Genomic DNA, 14,075 nt, shown 5'->3' with positions numbered 1-14,075 from the left:
CAATGACTCCAGTGGCGGATGACTTAGTGGGAGGAAGGCGCGGCCGTGCCGATGAATTGGCGCAGCTCGGGGGTTTGGGGGTTGGCGAAGAGTTCGGCGGGCGGGCCTTGTTCCCAGACGCGGCCCTGGTGCATGAACACGACCTTGGAGGCGACGTTGCGGGCGAAGGCCATTTCATGCGTCACCAGCACCATGGTCATGCCCTGGCGCGCCATGTCTTCCATGACCTTCAGCACCTCGCCCACCAGCTCGGGGTCCAGCGCCGAGGTGACTTCGTCGAACAGCATCAGTTGCGGCGCCATGGCCAGGCAGCGCGCGATCGCCACGCGCTGTTGCTGGCCGCCCGACAGCAGGGCCGGATAGGCGTCGATCTTTTCGGCCAGGCCGACGCGGCGCAGCACGTCCAGCGCCAGCGCGCGGCCCTGCGACTTGGCGATCTTGCCGTTGAGCGTGGGCGCCAGCGTGATATTGCGTTCCACGTTCAGGTGCGGGAACAGGTTGAACTGCTGGAACACGATGCCCACGCGCTGGCGGAACTGGCGCAGGCCGGGCATGCCGGCGTGGATCCGTTCGCCGCCGATGCGGATGTCGCCGTCGTCCACCGTCTCCAACGCGTTCAGGCAGCGCAGCAGGGTGGACTTGCCCGAGCCGGAGCGGCCGATGATGGTGACGATCTCGCCTTCGTTGACCTCGAGCGAGACGCCGTTGAGCACCGCGTTGGCGCCGAAGCGTTTGTGGATGTTGGAGACTTCAACGAGCGCCATGGAAGCGGCCCTCCAGGTTACGGGCCCACATCGTCAGGGGCAGGCACGCCGCGAAGTACAGCAACGCGACGCAGGAATAGACCAGCAAGGGCTGGAAGGTGGCCGCGCTGGCGATCTGCCCGGCGCGCGCCAGTTCGACAAAGCCCACCACCGAGGCCAGCGAGGTGCCCTTGACGAGCTGCACCAGGAAGCCCACGGTGGGCGGCAGCGACAGGCGGAACGCCTGCGGCGCGATCACGTGGCGGAACTGGTGCCACTTGGACAGACCCAGGCAGGCGGCCGCTTCCCATTGCTCGTGCTTCACGGCCTGGATGCCGCCGTACCAGATCTGGCCCAGGAAGGCCGCCGTGTAGATGATGAAGGCGACGCTGACGGCGGTCAGCGCGGGCACCTCGATGCCCAGGAACACCGGCATGCCGAAGTAGAAGAACATCAGCAGGCCCAGGAGCGGCACGCCCTGGACCAGTTGCTGCATGGCCGCGGCCAGCCAGCGCAGCGGCGCCGAGCGGTGGCCGCGCAGCAGCGCCAGCCCCAGGCCCAGCGGGGCGCCGATGGCCAGCGCGATCAGCACCAGGGCCACGGTCCATTGCAGCGCGCTGAGCAGGGAGGCGAAATCACTCAGGGTAAACGTACGCATGCTCGCGACTCCTAGCGGCGCACGGGCCAGGTGAAGGCCAGGCTGCCGGCCAGGGCCAGCAAGGCCTTGGTGATCAGCACCAGCGTGAAATAGATGCCGCAGATCACGGCATAGACCTCGAAGCTGCGGTAGGTGCGGCTTTCGATGAAGCTGCCGGCATGGAACAGGTCCTCGGCCGATACCTGCGAGGCCAGCGAGGTGCCGAGCAGCAGAATGACCAGCTGCGTGCCCAGCGCGGGGTAGACGTTGCGCAAGGCGGGCGCCAGCACGATGTGGCGGTACACCTGCCAGGTGCTCAGACCCAGGCAATGGCCGGCCTCGATCTGGCTGCGCGGAATGGAGTCCAGGCCGGCGCGCAGGATCTCGATGGCGTAGGCCCCGAAATACAGGCTGAGCGCCAGCGCCGCGGCCACGAAGGGCGGCATGCGCAGGCCCAGCCCCGGCAGGATGAAGAACACGACGAACAGCTGGATCAGCGACGGCGTGTTGCGGAACACCTCGACATAGGCGCGCAGCGCCAGCTTGACCGGCTTGGGGCCATGGCGCGTCAGCAGGGCGCCGGCCAGGCCGATGGCCAGCCCCGCGACCACGGCGATGACGGTCAGCTCCAGCGTGACCTGGATGCCGTCCCAGAGCTGTTCGCGGTAGCGCCAGATCTGTTGGAAGTTCAGCTGTTGCATGGCTTATCCGAAGAACGTGCGGTAGGCCGACTGCACGCGGCCGTCCGCGTCCAGGCCGAAGAAGACGCGCCAGCGGTCCAGACAGGTGCAGGGATGCGAGATGCCGAACTCGATCACGTCGCCCGGCGCCAGCTCGCTGTCCGGCGCGATGGCGAGGAAGGCGTGCTGGTCGTTGAGCCGCGTGACGCGGGCTTGCATATCCCAGCCGGGCAAGGCCGCGCCGCCGCGGAAGGCGGCCAGCGGCGCGGGCAGGTCCTGGTCGTAGGACACGTCGCGCATGCCGAAGCCGCAGATCGCCAGGCCCGGTTCCGGGCGCGACAGGACTTCGCCCCACAGGCGCAGGGCCGGCCGGAAGTCGGCGGCGGCGTTGCGCGCCTGGCCGTCGACCTGGAAGCCCGCGCGGGCGTCCATGGCCTGCAGCGCGCGCTGGTAGGTGCCGTGGTCATGGAAGAAGATGGCGCCGCTGCGCAGCACCAGCTGGGCATTGCCGTCCTCGGCCAGCCAGCCCTTGGCCGCCTGCGTGACATGGTCGAAGAAGGCCGAGCCGCCCGCGGTGAACACCAGCGGCGCGTGCGGCGCCAGCGCGCGCACTGCCTTGAACGCGCGGGCGGCGCGCTCCATCAGCGCGGCGATATTGCTGGCGGTGAGCGCCGCGTCCGAGCTCGCGACGGCGCCTTCGTAGGTGGCCACGCCCGCCAGCGCGAGCTTGTCGCCCTGCTCGCGGATCGCGGCCAGGATGGCCGCGACCGCGGCATCGTCGCGCGCGCCCGCGCGGCCGCCGCCGACTTCCACCAGCACCTCCACGGGCCGGCCGGCTTCAGCGGCCGCGGCGGCCAGCGAACGCACGGTGTCGGCGGAGTCCGCGAACGCCAGCAGGCGCGCGTCGGGGTAGCCTGCAAGCAGCTTGCCCAGGCGGGCGCCGCTGGCCGCGCCGCCGATCTCGTTACCCAGCATCAGGCGGGATACGCCGGCGCGCAACAGCACGGCGGCCTGCTGCAGGTTGGCGACGGTGGCGCCCCAGGCGCCTGCGTCGAGCAGGCGCTGCACGATCTGCGGCGACATCGGCGTCTTGGCATGCGGCGCCAGCGCCGCGCCGTGGCTGCGGGCGTACTGGAAGATCTGCTCGACGTTGTGGGCGAAGGCGGCCTCATCCAGCGTCAGGACGGGCAGGGCCATGTTGCCGCTCCTGGGCTGCCAGCCCCGGGCTGCGACGCCGCGCAGCGGGACGGCGGGTTCGCCCGGAGGAATGCCCCGGTAGGTGTCGTCCAGTGGAGTATCGAGCAGGGTTTCCAGGAAGGGATTCATGTGGCCGCCGAAGAAAAATCAGGGTTATGACAACGTTGTCATTTGATGGCGGCAGTCTAATGGTAACGTTGTCAAATTAGGATTAGGGCAATCCCCTAGGGATGCCGGACCGGCGGCTCAGGCTGGCGCCGAGGCGGTTTCGTCCTTCCAGCGCTGCTTGTCGCGCAAGGGCGGCGAACCGAACAGGCGGCTGTATTCGCGGCTGAATTGCGACGAGCTTTCGTAGCCCACGGAATGGGCCGCCAGCGCCACGCCGGCGTCATCGGTCAGCATCAGGCGCCGCGCTTCCTGCAGGCGCAGGTGCTTCTGGTATTGCAGCGGGCTCATGGCGGTGGCCTGCTTGAAATGATGATGCAGCGAGGACACGCTCATGTGCACGTCGCGCGCGATCTCTTCCACGCGCAGGGGCAGGGCATAGTTGTCGCGCAGGATGCGGATGGCCTTGGCCACGCGGTTGAGCTGGCTGTCCTGCAGCACCGACTGGCGCAGCACCGCGCCCTGGCCGTTCATCAGCAGGCGGTACAGCAGTTCGCGCTTGACCAGGGGCGCCAGGATGGGAATGTCGCGCGGCGTGTCCAGCAGGCGCAACAGGCGCAGCACCGCGTCCAGCAGCGCGCCGCCCAGCGGATTGACGCAAAGCGCGCGCGCGGCTTCGGCCGGCGGCTGCGGCGGCAGGCTGTCGTCGCTGATCAGCGCGGTGATCTCCTCTACGTTCAGGTCCAGCCGCAAGCCCAGATAGGGCAGGGTCGGGCTGGCGACGGACACCTTGGCCACGACCGGCAGATCCACCGAGGAAATCAGGTAATGGAAGGGGTCGTACTCGTAGGCTTCATCGCCGATGAGCAGGCGCTTGGATCCCTGGGCGATGACGCCCAGGGCGGCTTTCTGCAGTCCGGGCTTGGCGCCGGTGGGCTGCGAAATGCGGTGCAGGAACAGGCCCTCGATGGGCGTGTCCAGCGAACCCTCCAGGTCTCCGGTCATGCGTTCCAGCGTGCAGAGCAGTTCGCGCCGCGCCGGCTCATAGGCGACGTCCAGGGCCGGGACGGCGACGCTGGCGGCAAGTGCGGATGTGATGGTCATGGGGGCTCCCGTGGCGCGCCGTGCCGGGTAGGCATAGGGCGGCGGAAAGTCGGAGGATTGGGTGGCTTTCAGTGTATGCCTAAGCGAGCCTGCGTCCAGGCGGCGGCGCTTTTCATGGAGAAATGGGCAGAAAACTCGGAGGAATGAGCGGCCAGGCGCCACAGGCGGGGCAGCGCTGCAGGATTGGGCAAAAAAAGGGCAGGATCAAGCAGCGTCCGCGCCGGCCCCTGGACGCATACTTGCCTTCATCCCGGCAGGCGGGCCGCGGCCATTCCATCCCGGAGCGCCGGCTCCCGCCCAGCCCTTGAAGGAGCGCAACCATGCGGTACAAGAAATTCGGAAGCACCGGCCTGTTCGTGTCGGAACTCTGCCTGGGCACCATGACCTTCGGCGGCGAAGGCGAACTGTGGAGCAAGATCGGCAGCCTGCAGCAGGAAGACGCCAACCGGCTGGTGGGCCGCGCATTGGATGCCGGCGTCAATTTCATCGACACGGCCGACGTGTACTCCGAGGGCCGCTCGGAGGTCATCACCGGGCAGGCGCTGCGCGACCTGAAGGTGGCGCGCGAGGACGTCGTGATCGCGACCAAGGTGTTCGGACAGACGGGCGCCGGCGTCAATGCGCGCGGCAACTCGCGCTCGCACATCATGGACGGCGTCAAGAAGAGCCTGTCGCGCCTGCAGCTGGATCATATCGACCTCTACCAGATCCATGGCTTCGATCCCGCCACGCCGGTGGAAGAAACGGTCAGGGCGCTGGACAATCTGGTGCAGCATGGACACGTGCGCTATGTCGGCGTGTCCAACTGGGCCGCCTGGCAGATCATGAAGGCGCTGGGCATCGCTGAACGCCTGGGGCTGGCGCGCTTCGAATCGCTGCAGGCCTATTACACGATCGCCGGCCGCGACCTGGAGCGCGAGATCGTGCCCATGCTGCAAAGCGAAGGCGTGGGCCTGATGGTATGGAGTCCGCTGGCGGGCGGCCTGCTCAGCGGCAAGTACAGCCGCGACGGGCAGGCCGAAGCCGGCAGCCGCCGCGCCGCCTTCGACTTCCCGCCGGTGGACCAGGAACGCGCTTATGACAGCATCGAGGTCCTGCGGCGCGTCGCCGGCGCGCGCGGCGTATCGGTGGCGCAGGTGGCCCTGGCCTGGCTGCTGCACCAGCAGGCCGTGACCAGCGTCATCATCGGCGCCAAGCGCGTGGAGCAGCTGGACGACAATCTGGCGGCCACGGCGATACGCCTGACGGCGGACGAACTGGCCGAACTCGACCAGGTCAGCGCCCTGCCGCCGGAGTATCCGGGCTGGATGCATGTGCGCCAGGGCGAATACCGGCGCAAGCAGCTGAGCGAATCCGGCGCGGTGTAAAACGCCGGAGGCGGGCGGGGCCGCCGCCGGCATGGCTGGCGTCCGGCGCGCCGGACCTCGCGCCGTGCCGCGGCGACTAGAATGTCATGCACTTTGCTGTGTATGGATTCTTGTCTTGAAGGGACACGCGTGGCCATTCCGTATCTACGCCGCCTGACGGCCGTCAGCCGCAGCCCCCAGGCCAACAGGCACCTTGCTTACGTCCTGACTTTTACCGCCGGCGCGGTCAACGCCGGCGGCTTCCTGGCCGTGCAGCAATACACCTCGCACATGTCCGGCATCGTCTCCATGATGGCCGATAACCTGGCGCTGGGCGGGGTGATCGTGGTGCTGCAGGGCCTGGCGGCGCTGCTGTCCTTTCTGGCCGGCGCCGCCAGCTCGGCCTTCCTGATCAACTTCGGGCGCCGCTCGCGCCTGACCAGCGAATACGCCATGCCGCTGCTATACGAAGCCGTGCTGCTGCTGGGCTTCGGCTTGCTGGGCGCCAACCTGGAGACGCTGCGCTGGTTCTATGTGCCGGGCACCGTCATGCTGCTTTGCTACATCATGGGTCTGCAGAACGCCATGATCACCAAGCTGTCGCGCTCCGAGATCCGCACCACGCACGTGACGGGCATGGTCACCGATATCGGCATAGAACTGGGCAAGCTGTTTTACTGGAACATGGCCAAGGGGGATCCCGCATCCATGCGGCCGGTGCGCGCGGACCGTAGCAAGCTTGTCGTGCTCACCGTGCTGGTGTCGTTGTTCTTCGTCGGCGGCGTGACGGGCGCGTATTCCTTCTTCAACTTCGGGTTCGGCTCGACGGTGCCGCTGGCGCTGATGCTCATGGCGTTGGCCGCGGTGCCCATCGTGGACGACATCCGCAGCCTGCTGCCGCGCATGTAGGGCCGGGACGCCCGCCGCCGCGCCGGCGAACTACAATGCCCCGCACCGATACACAGGAGGCAGACCGGGCATGGACGCGGAATTCTGGCTGGAGCGTTGGCGCGAAGGGCGCACGCATTTTCATCAATCGCGGGTCACGCCGCTATTGCAGAAGTATTGGCCGACGCTGGGCGTACCCAAGGACGGCCGGGTGCTGGTGCCGCTTTGCGGCAAGTCGCTGGACATGGTGTGGATCGCGGCCCAGGGGCATTCCGTGCTGGGCGTCGAACTGTCGCAGCTCGCGGTCGAACAGTTCTTCGAGGAAAACGAGCTCAAGCCGCTCACGCACGTGTCCGTCTACGGCAAGCACTACGTGGCGGGCAGCATCGAAATCATCTGCGGCGACATCTTCAAACTGGACGCGCAACTGCTGTCGCATTGCGTGGGCGCCTATGACCGCGCTGCGCTGGTGGCGTTGCCCGATACCATGCGCGCGGACTACGTGCGCCACGTCTACGGCAATCTGTCGCCCGCCTACCAGGGACTGCTGATCACGCTGGACTATCCGCAGGAAGAAATGCCGGGGCCGCCGTTCTCTGTCGTGGACAGCGAAGTGCAGAACATCTTTGCGGGCGTGTCGCCCGCCAGGATCATCGATCGCCGCGACATCCTGGAAAAGGAACCGAAGTTCCTGGCAGCCGGCGTCAGCCGGCTGGACACGGTGGTCTACCACCTGGGCGCGCAGGAGTGAAGAAAGCGCCCGCCCGCGTTCGGGCGGGCGCTGCCTGCGATGCTCTCAGGTCATCAGCCAGCCGCCGGCCACGTCCAGCACCTGGCCGGTGACGAAGCGGGCCTGGTCCGACGCGAAGAACAGGCAGGCATCCGCCACTTCCTCCGGCGTGCCCAGGCGGCGCAGCGCGGTCACCTGCGCGACCGCGTCATTGATCTCCTTGGGCACGGTTTTCAGCAAGGGCGTGCTGATGCGTCCCGGCGCCAGGGCGTTGACCGTGACCTGGTGCTCGCCCAGTTCGGCGGCCCAGTGGCGCGTCAGGCCGATCAGGCCAGCCTTGGTGGCCGCGTAATGCGCCGCCACGATGTCGCAATAGGCGCGGCCGGCCACCGACGACATGTTGATCACGCGGCCCTGGCGCTCGCGCACCATGTGCGGCGTGGCCAGGTGCGTCATGTAGAACACGCTGTTCAGGTTGACGGCGACCACGTTCTCCCATTCCCTGGGCGGCATCTCCCAGACCTTCAGCGCGCGTCCATCGGTCTTCGGTGAAATGCCGACGTTGTTGACCAGGATGGTGGCCGGACCCAGCTCCGCGCTGATGCGTTCGTAGGCCGCCTGGCACTCCTCGAAGCGCGCGACGTCCGCGTGCACGAAGCAGACTCCGTGGCCGCGCTTGCGCAGTTCCTTTTCGTAAGCCTGGCCGCCCTGCGCATTGAAATCGATGAGGCCCACGCGGCCGCCTTCGGCCAGGAAGCCTTCGACGATGGCCGAACCTATGCCGCCGACCGCGCCGGTCACGATGGCGACCTGGTCCTTGAAGCGCCCGCTCATGCGGCCACCTTCAGCATGATCTTGCCGATGTGTTTGCTGCTTTCCATCAGCGTATGCGCCTGGGCCGCTTCCGCCAGCGGGAACACCTTGTGGATGCGCGGCAGGCATTGCCCCTGTTCCATCAGCGGCAGCACCTTTTCCGCCAGCTTGCGGGTGATCGCACCCTTGTCCTCGTCGGAGCGGGGGCGCAATGTGGAGCCGGTGAATTGCAGGCGCTTGAGCATGATGGGCATGGCGTCGATCTCGGCCTTGCTGCCCTCCAGGAAAGCGATCTGCACCAGCCGGCCATTGAGCGCCAGCAGCCGCAGGTTCTTGTTCATGTAGGCGCCGCCCACCATGTCCAGGATCACGTCCACGCCCGCGCCGCCGCTGCCCTGGCGCACCGCTGCCTCGAAGTCGGCCTCGCGGTACAGCACGGCATGGTGCGCGCCGGCGGCCAGGCAGGCGTCGGCCTTTTCCTGATTGCCCACCGTGGTCCAGACTTCGGCGCCAAAGGCGCGCGCCAGCTGGATCGCGGTCAGGCCGATGCCGCTGGAACCGCCGTGCACCAGGAAGCGCTCGCCGGCCGCCAGACGGGCGCGGTCGAACACATTGGTCCAGACGGTGTAGTAGTTCTCGGGGATGGCGGCGGCCGTCAGCAAGTCCAGGCCGCGCGGCACGGGCAGGCAATGGCGTTCGTCCGCCAGGCAGTATTGGGCGTAGCCGCCGCCCGGCGTCAGCGCGCAGACCTGGTCGCCGACTTTCCAGAGGCTGGCGTCGGGTCCGGCGGCGATGACGGTGCCGGACACTTCCAGCCCCAGGTGGGGCGAGGCGCCCGGAGGCGGCGGATAGGAGCCCGAGCGTTGCAGCACGTCGGGGCGGTTGACCCCGGCGTAGGCGACCTCGATCAGCACCTGGCGGCCGGCGGGCGCTTCCATGTCGCGTTCGGCCAGGCGCATGCAGTCGGGCGCGCCGCCCTGGCCGTGGTCGATGTATGTGCAGCGTAAAGACATAAGGAATCCTTGGTATCAATGGCCCAGATAGGCCTTCTTCACATGCGGGTCGCTCAGCAGCTCCGCGCCGGTGCCGGTGCGCACGATGGCGCCGTTCTCCAGCACGTAGCCGCGGTCCGCCAGCCGCAGCGTGCGGAACACGTTCTGCTCCACCAGCAGTACGGTCACGCCGTGCGCGGTGACGCCGCGGATGATGTCGAACATCTGTTGCACCAGCAGCGGCGACAGGCCCAGCGAGGGTTCGTCGAACACCAGCAGCTTGGGATCGGCCATCATGCCGCGGGCGATTGCCACCATCTGCTGTTCGCCGCCGGAAAGCGAGCCGGCGTACTGGTTCAAGCGTTCCTGCACCCGCGGGAAGATGCCCAGCACCTCGTCCAGCTTGCGCTGCACGATGGGGCGCGCGGCGCGCTTGTACGAACCCATCAGCAGGTTGTCGCGCACCGTGAAGTGCGGGAACAGCTGGCGGCCTTCGGGAATCATGGTGATGCCCGCGTCGACGATGTCGTAGGGCTTGCGGTTGGTCAGGTCCTGGCCTTCGAACTCGACCTTGCCTTCCATGGCGGCGATGACGCCGCACAGCGTCTTCAAGGTGGTGGTCTTGCCGGCGCCGTTGGCGCCGATCAGCGTGACGATCTCGCCCGCATGGACCTCGAAGTTAAGGCCGTTCAGGACCTGGCTCTTGCCGTAGCCCGAGGACAGATTCGAAACCTTAAGCATCCTGGTACTCCTTGCCCAAATAGGCCTCGATGACGGCGGGGTTCTCCACCACGTCCTTGGGCGCGCCGCTGACCAGCACCGCGCCTTCGTTCAGCACGATGATGCGGTCGGACAGCGCCATGGTGGCCTGCATCATGTGCTCGATCAGCAGCACCGACACGCCGGAATCTCGGATGCGCCGGATCATCTGGATCGACTTCTCGATGTCGGTGGGGTTCAGCCCGGCCATCACCTCGTCCAGCAGCAGGATGCGGGGCTTGATCGCCAGCGCGCGGGCGACTTCCAGGCGCTTCATGCCGCCCACGGTCAGGTTGCGCGCCTCGATGTCCAGGTACTTCACCAGGTCGGTCTGCTCGGCGACCTTAAGCGCGATCTGTTCGGCCTCGTCCCGGTTCGAGGTGCGGATAAAGGCGCCCAGCATGATGTTCTCCAGCACGGTCAGGCCGGTGAACGGCTTGGCGATCTGGAAGGTGCGGCCCAGCCCCTGGTGCGCGAACTCGTCGGGCGTCTTGCAGGTGACCCATTTGCCTTGCGCGTCCAGCATGGTGATGCCGCCCTTGTCCGGCGACAGGAAGCCCGACAGCAGGTTGAACACCGTGGTCTTGCCCGCGCCGTTGGGGCCGATCATGCCCAGGATCTCGTTCTGGTTCAGCGTCAGCGACACGTCGTTGGTGGCGCGCAGGCCGCCGAAGCTCTTGAACAGCTTGTCGGCCTTGAGCACCGGCTGATCCGTGCGATCGGCGTTGTGCAGGCGCAGTTCATCGGCCAGCTTGAGCTTGGCGCGAGGTGCGCCCAGATAGGGCAGACGCGACAGCCAGCGTTCGATGGCCGGGCCGAAGGCGCCGGCCAGGCCGCGCGGAATGGTCAGCACCACCGCGACCAGGATCAGGCCGTAGATCAGCCCGTGCATGCCGTTGCCCACGCTGCTGAGCCAGCCGCGCGCCAGTTCGGCGATGGGCAGCACCAGGAAGGTGCCGGCGATGGGGCCGGCCACCGTGCCCAGGCCGCCGATCAGCGCGAACATGGCCACCTGGATCGACAGTTCCAGCGAAAACGCCGAGCTGGGGTCCACGAAGGTCAGGTAGGTGATGTGGAAGGTGCCGATGATGCTGGTCAGCATGGCCGACACGACCGCGGCGATGATCTTCATGCGCACGGTATGGATGCCGACCGCCAGCGCCGCGTCCTCGCGTTCGCGGATCGCGATCAGGTAGTGGCCGATGCGCGACTTGCGGATGTACCAGGAGGCCCAGGTCACCAGCAGGAACAGGCCAAAGGCGATGATCACGTAATTGACCTTCTCGCGGAACACGATCCAGGTCCAGCCTATGTTCAGCGGCAGGCTGATGCCGCTGGAGCCGCCCGTCCAGCTTTCCTCGTGGATCACCAGGAGTCGCACCACTTCCAGGATCGCAATGGTGGCCAGCGCGAAGAACGGGCCGCGCAGCCGCAGGGTGGGGTAGCTGATCAGGATGGCGACCGCGCCCGAGATCACCGCGCCCGCCAGCATGCCGAACCACGGCGAAATGCCGAAGTTCTGCGTCAGCAGCGTGGCGGTATAGCCGCCGATGCCATAGAACACGGCGTGGCCCAGGGACAGCTGGCCGGCGTAGCCGCCGACGATGTTCCAGGCCACGGACAGGGCCGAAAACACGAACAGCAGCACGAACAGGTTGGTCCAGAATGGCGTGCCCATGATCACGGGCACAAGGAACATCGCGATCAGCAGGATGAGGCTGACGTAGGTCTTGGGGTGTCGGATATCGGGAAACACATCTCGCTCCTTGTTGCTCTGATCACTCTGTGCCGACGCCGAACAGGCCGTTCGGACGCAGCACCAGGATCAAGAGGAAGATCCCGAAATAGACGACCTCTTTCAGGTCGGGGGCGATGTAGAAGCCGGCCAGCGTGTCCACGATGCCGATGATCATGGAACCGGCCACCGCGCCGTACAGGCTGCCCAGGCCGCCCAGCACCACGATCACGAACGCCGTCAGCACGAAGTACGTGCCCACGGTGGGAAACACCGGATATTGCGGCGCCAGCAGGCCGGCGGCGATGCCGACGAAGGCCGTGCCCAGGCCGAAGGCGATGGCGTAGACGTTGTTGACGTTCACGCCCATCAGGGTCGCGGCGTAGCGGTGCTGCGCCACGGCCCGCAGCGCGCGGCCCAGGTAGGTGCGGTGCATGAAGAGGTGCAGCAGCACCGCCAGGGTCAGGCCGATCACGAAGGTAACGAGCTGCCCGGTCACCATCGAATAGGGGCCGATGTCGATGGCATTGGTGCCCAGCTCCACCGGCGCGCGGTAGACGTTGGCGCCGAAGATCACCAGGGCGAGATTCAGCAGGATGGTGGACACGCCCACCGTGGCGAAGATCTGGATGTGCTGGTCGGCGTTGAGCAGCGGCTGGATGATGCCCTTCTGCGTCAGCGCGCCCAGCGCGAACAGGATGACGGCGACGGGTACCAGGCCGGCATAGGGATGCACGCCGAATTGCGCCGCGATCAGATAGACCATGTACATGCCTATCATCAGGAACTCGCCGTGCGCGAAGTTCACGACGCGCACCACGCCGAAGATCAGCGTCAGCCCCAGGCTGATGATGGTGTACGCGCCGCCTAGCAACAGGCCGTTGATGACCAGTTGAATGAATAGTTCCATGTTGCAACCTCTTAGAACGGGTGGCGGCCCCGGCCCGGCCGTGTCGTCGGCCGAACCGGGGCGCGCGGACCCCGGGAAACGTCAGGCGCCCCCGAGCGCCTGAGCACTGGCGTGGCGCTTATTTCTTGAAGACGGGCTTGCCGAGTGCGAGGTTGCTGGGTGCGATGGTGACCAGCTTGCCGTCCTGCCACTGCATCACGTAGAACGTGGATGCGTTGTTCTGGCCGTCTTCGCCGAAGTCGAAGGCCCAGCCGTTCGCGGTCTGGCCGGCCGGCTTCTTGTAGGCCAGGACCGCGGCGCGGATCTTGTCCTTGTCGGTGGACTTGGCGTTGCCGATGGCTTCGAAGAAGGCCTTGGCGCCGACGTAGTTGGTCAGGCTGTGGCCGGATTGGGGGTCGCTCTTGTAGGTGGCTTTGTAGGCTTCCAGGAACTTGTCCAGGCCGGGCGCGCCCGCGGGGTTGATGGAGGATTGCGGGAAGTCCAGGTCGAACACGCCGTTCATGTCGGCGCCCACGGCCTTGGCGGTGTCCGCCAGCGAATAGCCGCCGCCCGCGCCGATCACGACCTTGGGCTTGAAGCCCGCGGCGCGCGCCTGGCTGAAGAACAGGATGGCGTCGTTCTGGTAGGCCGTCTGCAGCACCACGTCGACCTTGGCGCCCTTCAGGCGCAGGATCAGCGAGGACAGGTCCACGGTCTTGGCCGAGTACGGCAGCACTTCCGCGACCGTATAGCCCAGCTCCTGCGCGCGCTTCTTCTCGGTGGCGGCCACGTCGGTGCCGTAGGGGCCGTCCTCGTGGATGATGCCGATCTTGATGTCCTTGGGGTTCAGCCCCATGCCCGGCGCGATGGTGTCGTGCAGCGCGTTGACCACCGACACGCCGTACAGCGCGGTGTTGGGGTTGCTGCGGAACAGGTACTTGTAGCCGCGGGTGGTGATCTTGTGCGCGGTGGCGCCCAGTTCGAAATAGGGCACGCCGGCCAGCTCGGTCACGGGCGAGGCCGCATAGGAGATGCCGGAAGCGTAGCTGCCGAACACGCCGACCACGTTGGAGGAAATCAGGCGCTTGGTTTCCGACACGGCTTGCGTCGGATCGACGGCGTCGGCCTTGATGATCTCGATCTTTTCGCCGTTGACCCCGCCGGCGGCATTGATCTCATTGACGGCCAGTTCCAGGCCGCGATAGCTCTCTTGTCCCAGAAGCGCGAGCGCGCCGCTGAACGGGAAGAGGGCACCTACCTTCATGTCGGCCGCTGCGGTGCCGCTTGCCAGCGCGCCGCACAGGCCCAGCGCCAAAGCAATTTTGTTGAACTTGAACACTGTCTACGCTCCTTTGTCGGTATGGGATGCGGACTTTCTTGTTTGGTCCGTTTTTTTAAATATATGATATATCGGCCGGGCGGGTAGCAAACCCCGCCTTGGATTCTAGTTGGGGCCG

13 protein-coding genes and 1 pseudogene are annotated in these 14,075 nt (G+C 66.7%); 3 read left to right on the top strand and 11 right to left on the bottom strand.

Features of this window, described 5'->3' with window-relative positions; all coding sequences use genetic code 11:
- Positions 1-23 precede the first annotated feature (23 nt).
- The 5 genes from ACM1PE_RS20400 to ACM1PE_RS20380 all read right to left on the bottom strand — a co-directional run bounded on the left by ACM1PE_RS20400 (position 24) and on the right by ACM1PE_RS20380 (position 4,466).
- A complete protein-coding gene (locus ACM1PE_RS20400) occupies positions 24-764 on the bottom strand; it encodes an amino acid ABC transporter ATP-binding protein (RefSeq protein ID WP_118933730.1) in 741 nt (246 codons plus the stop codon).
- The gene (locus ACM1PE_RS20395; RefSeq protein WP_054457830.1) at positions 751-1,401 is read right to left on the bottom strand and encodes an amino acid ABC transporter permease; all 651 of its coding nucleotides are present in this window, start codon (positions 1,399-1,401) and stop codon (positions 751-753) included. Before ACM1PE_RS20395 ends, ACM1PE_RS20400 begins: the two co-directional genes overlap by 14 nt.
- An 11-nt stretch (positions 1,402-1,412) precedes the next feature.
- The gene (locus ACM1PE_RS20390) at positions 1,413-2,081 is read right to left on the bottom strand and encodes an amino acid ABC transporter permease (RefSeq protein ID WP_419340787.1); all 669 of its coding nucleotides are present in this window, start codon (positions 2,079-2,081) and stop codon (positions 1,413-1,415) included.
- 3 nt (positions 2,082-2,084) lie between these two features.
- On the bottom strand, positions 2,085-3,386 hold the full coding sequence (locus tag ACM1PE_RS20385; protein WP_059379545.1) for an alanine racemase: 1,302 nt from the start codon (positions 3,384-3,386) through the stop codon (positions 2,085-2,087).
- Between the two features lie 117 nt (positions 3,387-3,503).
- Positions 3,504-4,466, bottom strand: coding sequence for an AraC family transcriptional regulator (locus ACM1PE_RS20380; RefSeq protein WP_059379544.1), 963 nt, complete (start codon positions 4,464-4,466; stop codon positions 3,504-3,506).
- Positions 4,467-4,786: 320 nt separating this feature from the next.
- Between ACM1PE_RS20380 and ACM1PE_RS20375 the strand changes: the two genes are divergently transcribed.
- The 3 genes and pseudogenes from ACM1PE_RS20375 (at position 4,787) to ACM1PE_RS20365 (ending at position 7,451) form a co-directional block, all read left to right on the top strand.
- Positions 4,787-5,833: an aldo/keto reductase gene (locus tag ACM1PE_RS20375; protein ID WP_059379543.1), complete on the top strand. Its 1,047-nt coding sequence runs from the start codon at positions 4,787-4,789 to the stop codon at positions 5,831-5,833.
- A gap of 129 nt (positions 5,834-5,962) precedes the next feature.
- Positions 5,963-6,700, top strand: a pseudogene (locus ACM1PE_RS20370) (YoaK family protein); the annotation flags it as partial.
- 91 nt (positions 6,701-6,791) lie between these two features.
- Positions 6,792-7,451 (top strand): thiopurine S-methyltransferase, encoded by a 660-nt coding sequence (locus ACM1PE_RS20365; protein ID WP_059379541.1) that lies wholly within the window; start codon positions 6,792-6,794, stop codon positions 7,449-7,451.
- 45 nt (positions 7,452-7,496) lie between these two features.
- Here the strand turns inward: ACM1PE_RS20365 and ACM1PE_RS20360 are convergent, their stop codons facing one another.
- The 6 genes from ACM1PE_RS20360 to ACM1PE_RS20335 form a co-directional block, all read right to left on the bottom strand.
- Positions 7,497-8,264: an SDR family oxidoreductase gene (locus tag ACM1PE_RS20360; RefSeq protein WP_059379540.1), complete on the bottom strand. Its 768-nt coding sequence runs from the start codon at positions 8,262-8,264 to the stop codon at positions 7,497-7,499.
- Positions 8,261-9,256 (bottom strand): NAD(P)H-quinone oxidoreductase, encoded by a 996-nt coding sequence (locus tag ACM1PE_RS20355; protein WP_059379539.1) that lies wholly within the window; start codon positions 9,254-9,256, stop codon positions 8,261-8,263. The genes ACM1PE_RS20360 and ACM1PE_RS20355 overlap by 4 nt, the downstream gene beginning before the upstream one ends.
- 15 nt (positions 9,257-9,271) lie before the next feature.
- A complete protein-coding gene (locus ACM1PE_RS20350; protein WP_054457822.1) occupies positions 9,272-9,976 on the bottom strand; it encodes an ABC transporter ATP-binding protein in 705 nt (234 codons plus the stop codon).
- Positions 9,969-11,750, bottom strand: a complete 1,782-nt coding sequence (locus ACM1PE_RS20345; protein ID WP_419340786.1) for an ABC transporter permease subunit — start codon at positions 11,748-11,750, stop codon at positions 9,969-9,971. The genes ACM1PE_RS20350 and ACM1PE_RS20345 overlap by 8 nt, the downstream gene beginning before the upstream one ends.
- Positions 11,751-11,772: 22 nt before the next feature.
- On the bottom strand, positions 11,773-12,639 hold the full coding sequence (locus ACM1PE_RS20340; RefSeq protein WP_054457820.1) for a branched-chain amino acid ABC transporter permease: 867 nt from the start codon (positions 12,637-12,639) through the stop codon (positions 11,773-11,775).
- Between the two features lie 118 nt (positions 12,640-12,757).
- Positions 12,758-13,957, bottom strand: coding sequence for an ABC transporter substrate-binding protein (locus ACM1PE_RS20335; RefSeq protein ID WP_118934496.1), 1,200 nt, complete (start codon positions 13,955-13,957; stop codon positions 12,758-12,760).
- Positions 13,958-14,075: the final 118 nt, after the last annotated feature.

The organism is Achromobacter sp. PD1 (assembly GCF_048541815.1).
Taxonomy (GTDB): domain Bacteria; phylum Pseudomonadota; class Gammaproteobacteria; order Burkholderiales; family Burkholderiaceae_B; genus Achromobacter; species Achromobacter bronchisepticus_A.
The sequence above is the reverse complement of the archived record's forward strand: the minus strand, read 5'-3'. Positions and strand labels throughout refer to the sequence as shown.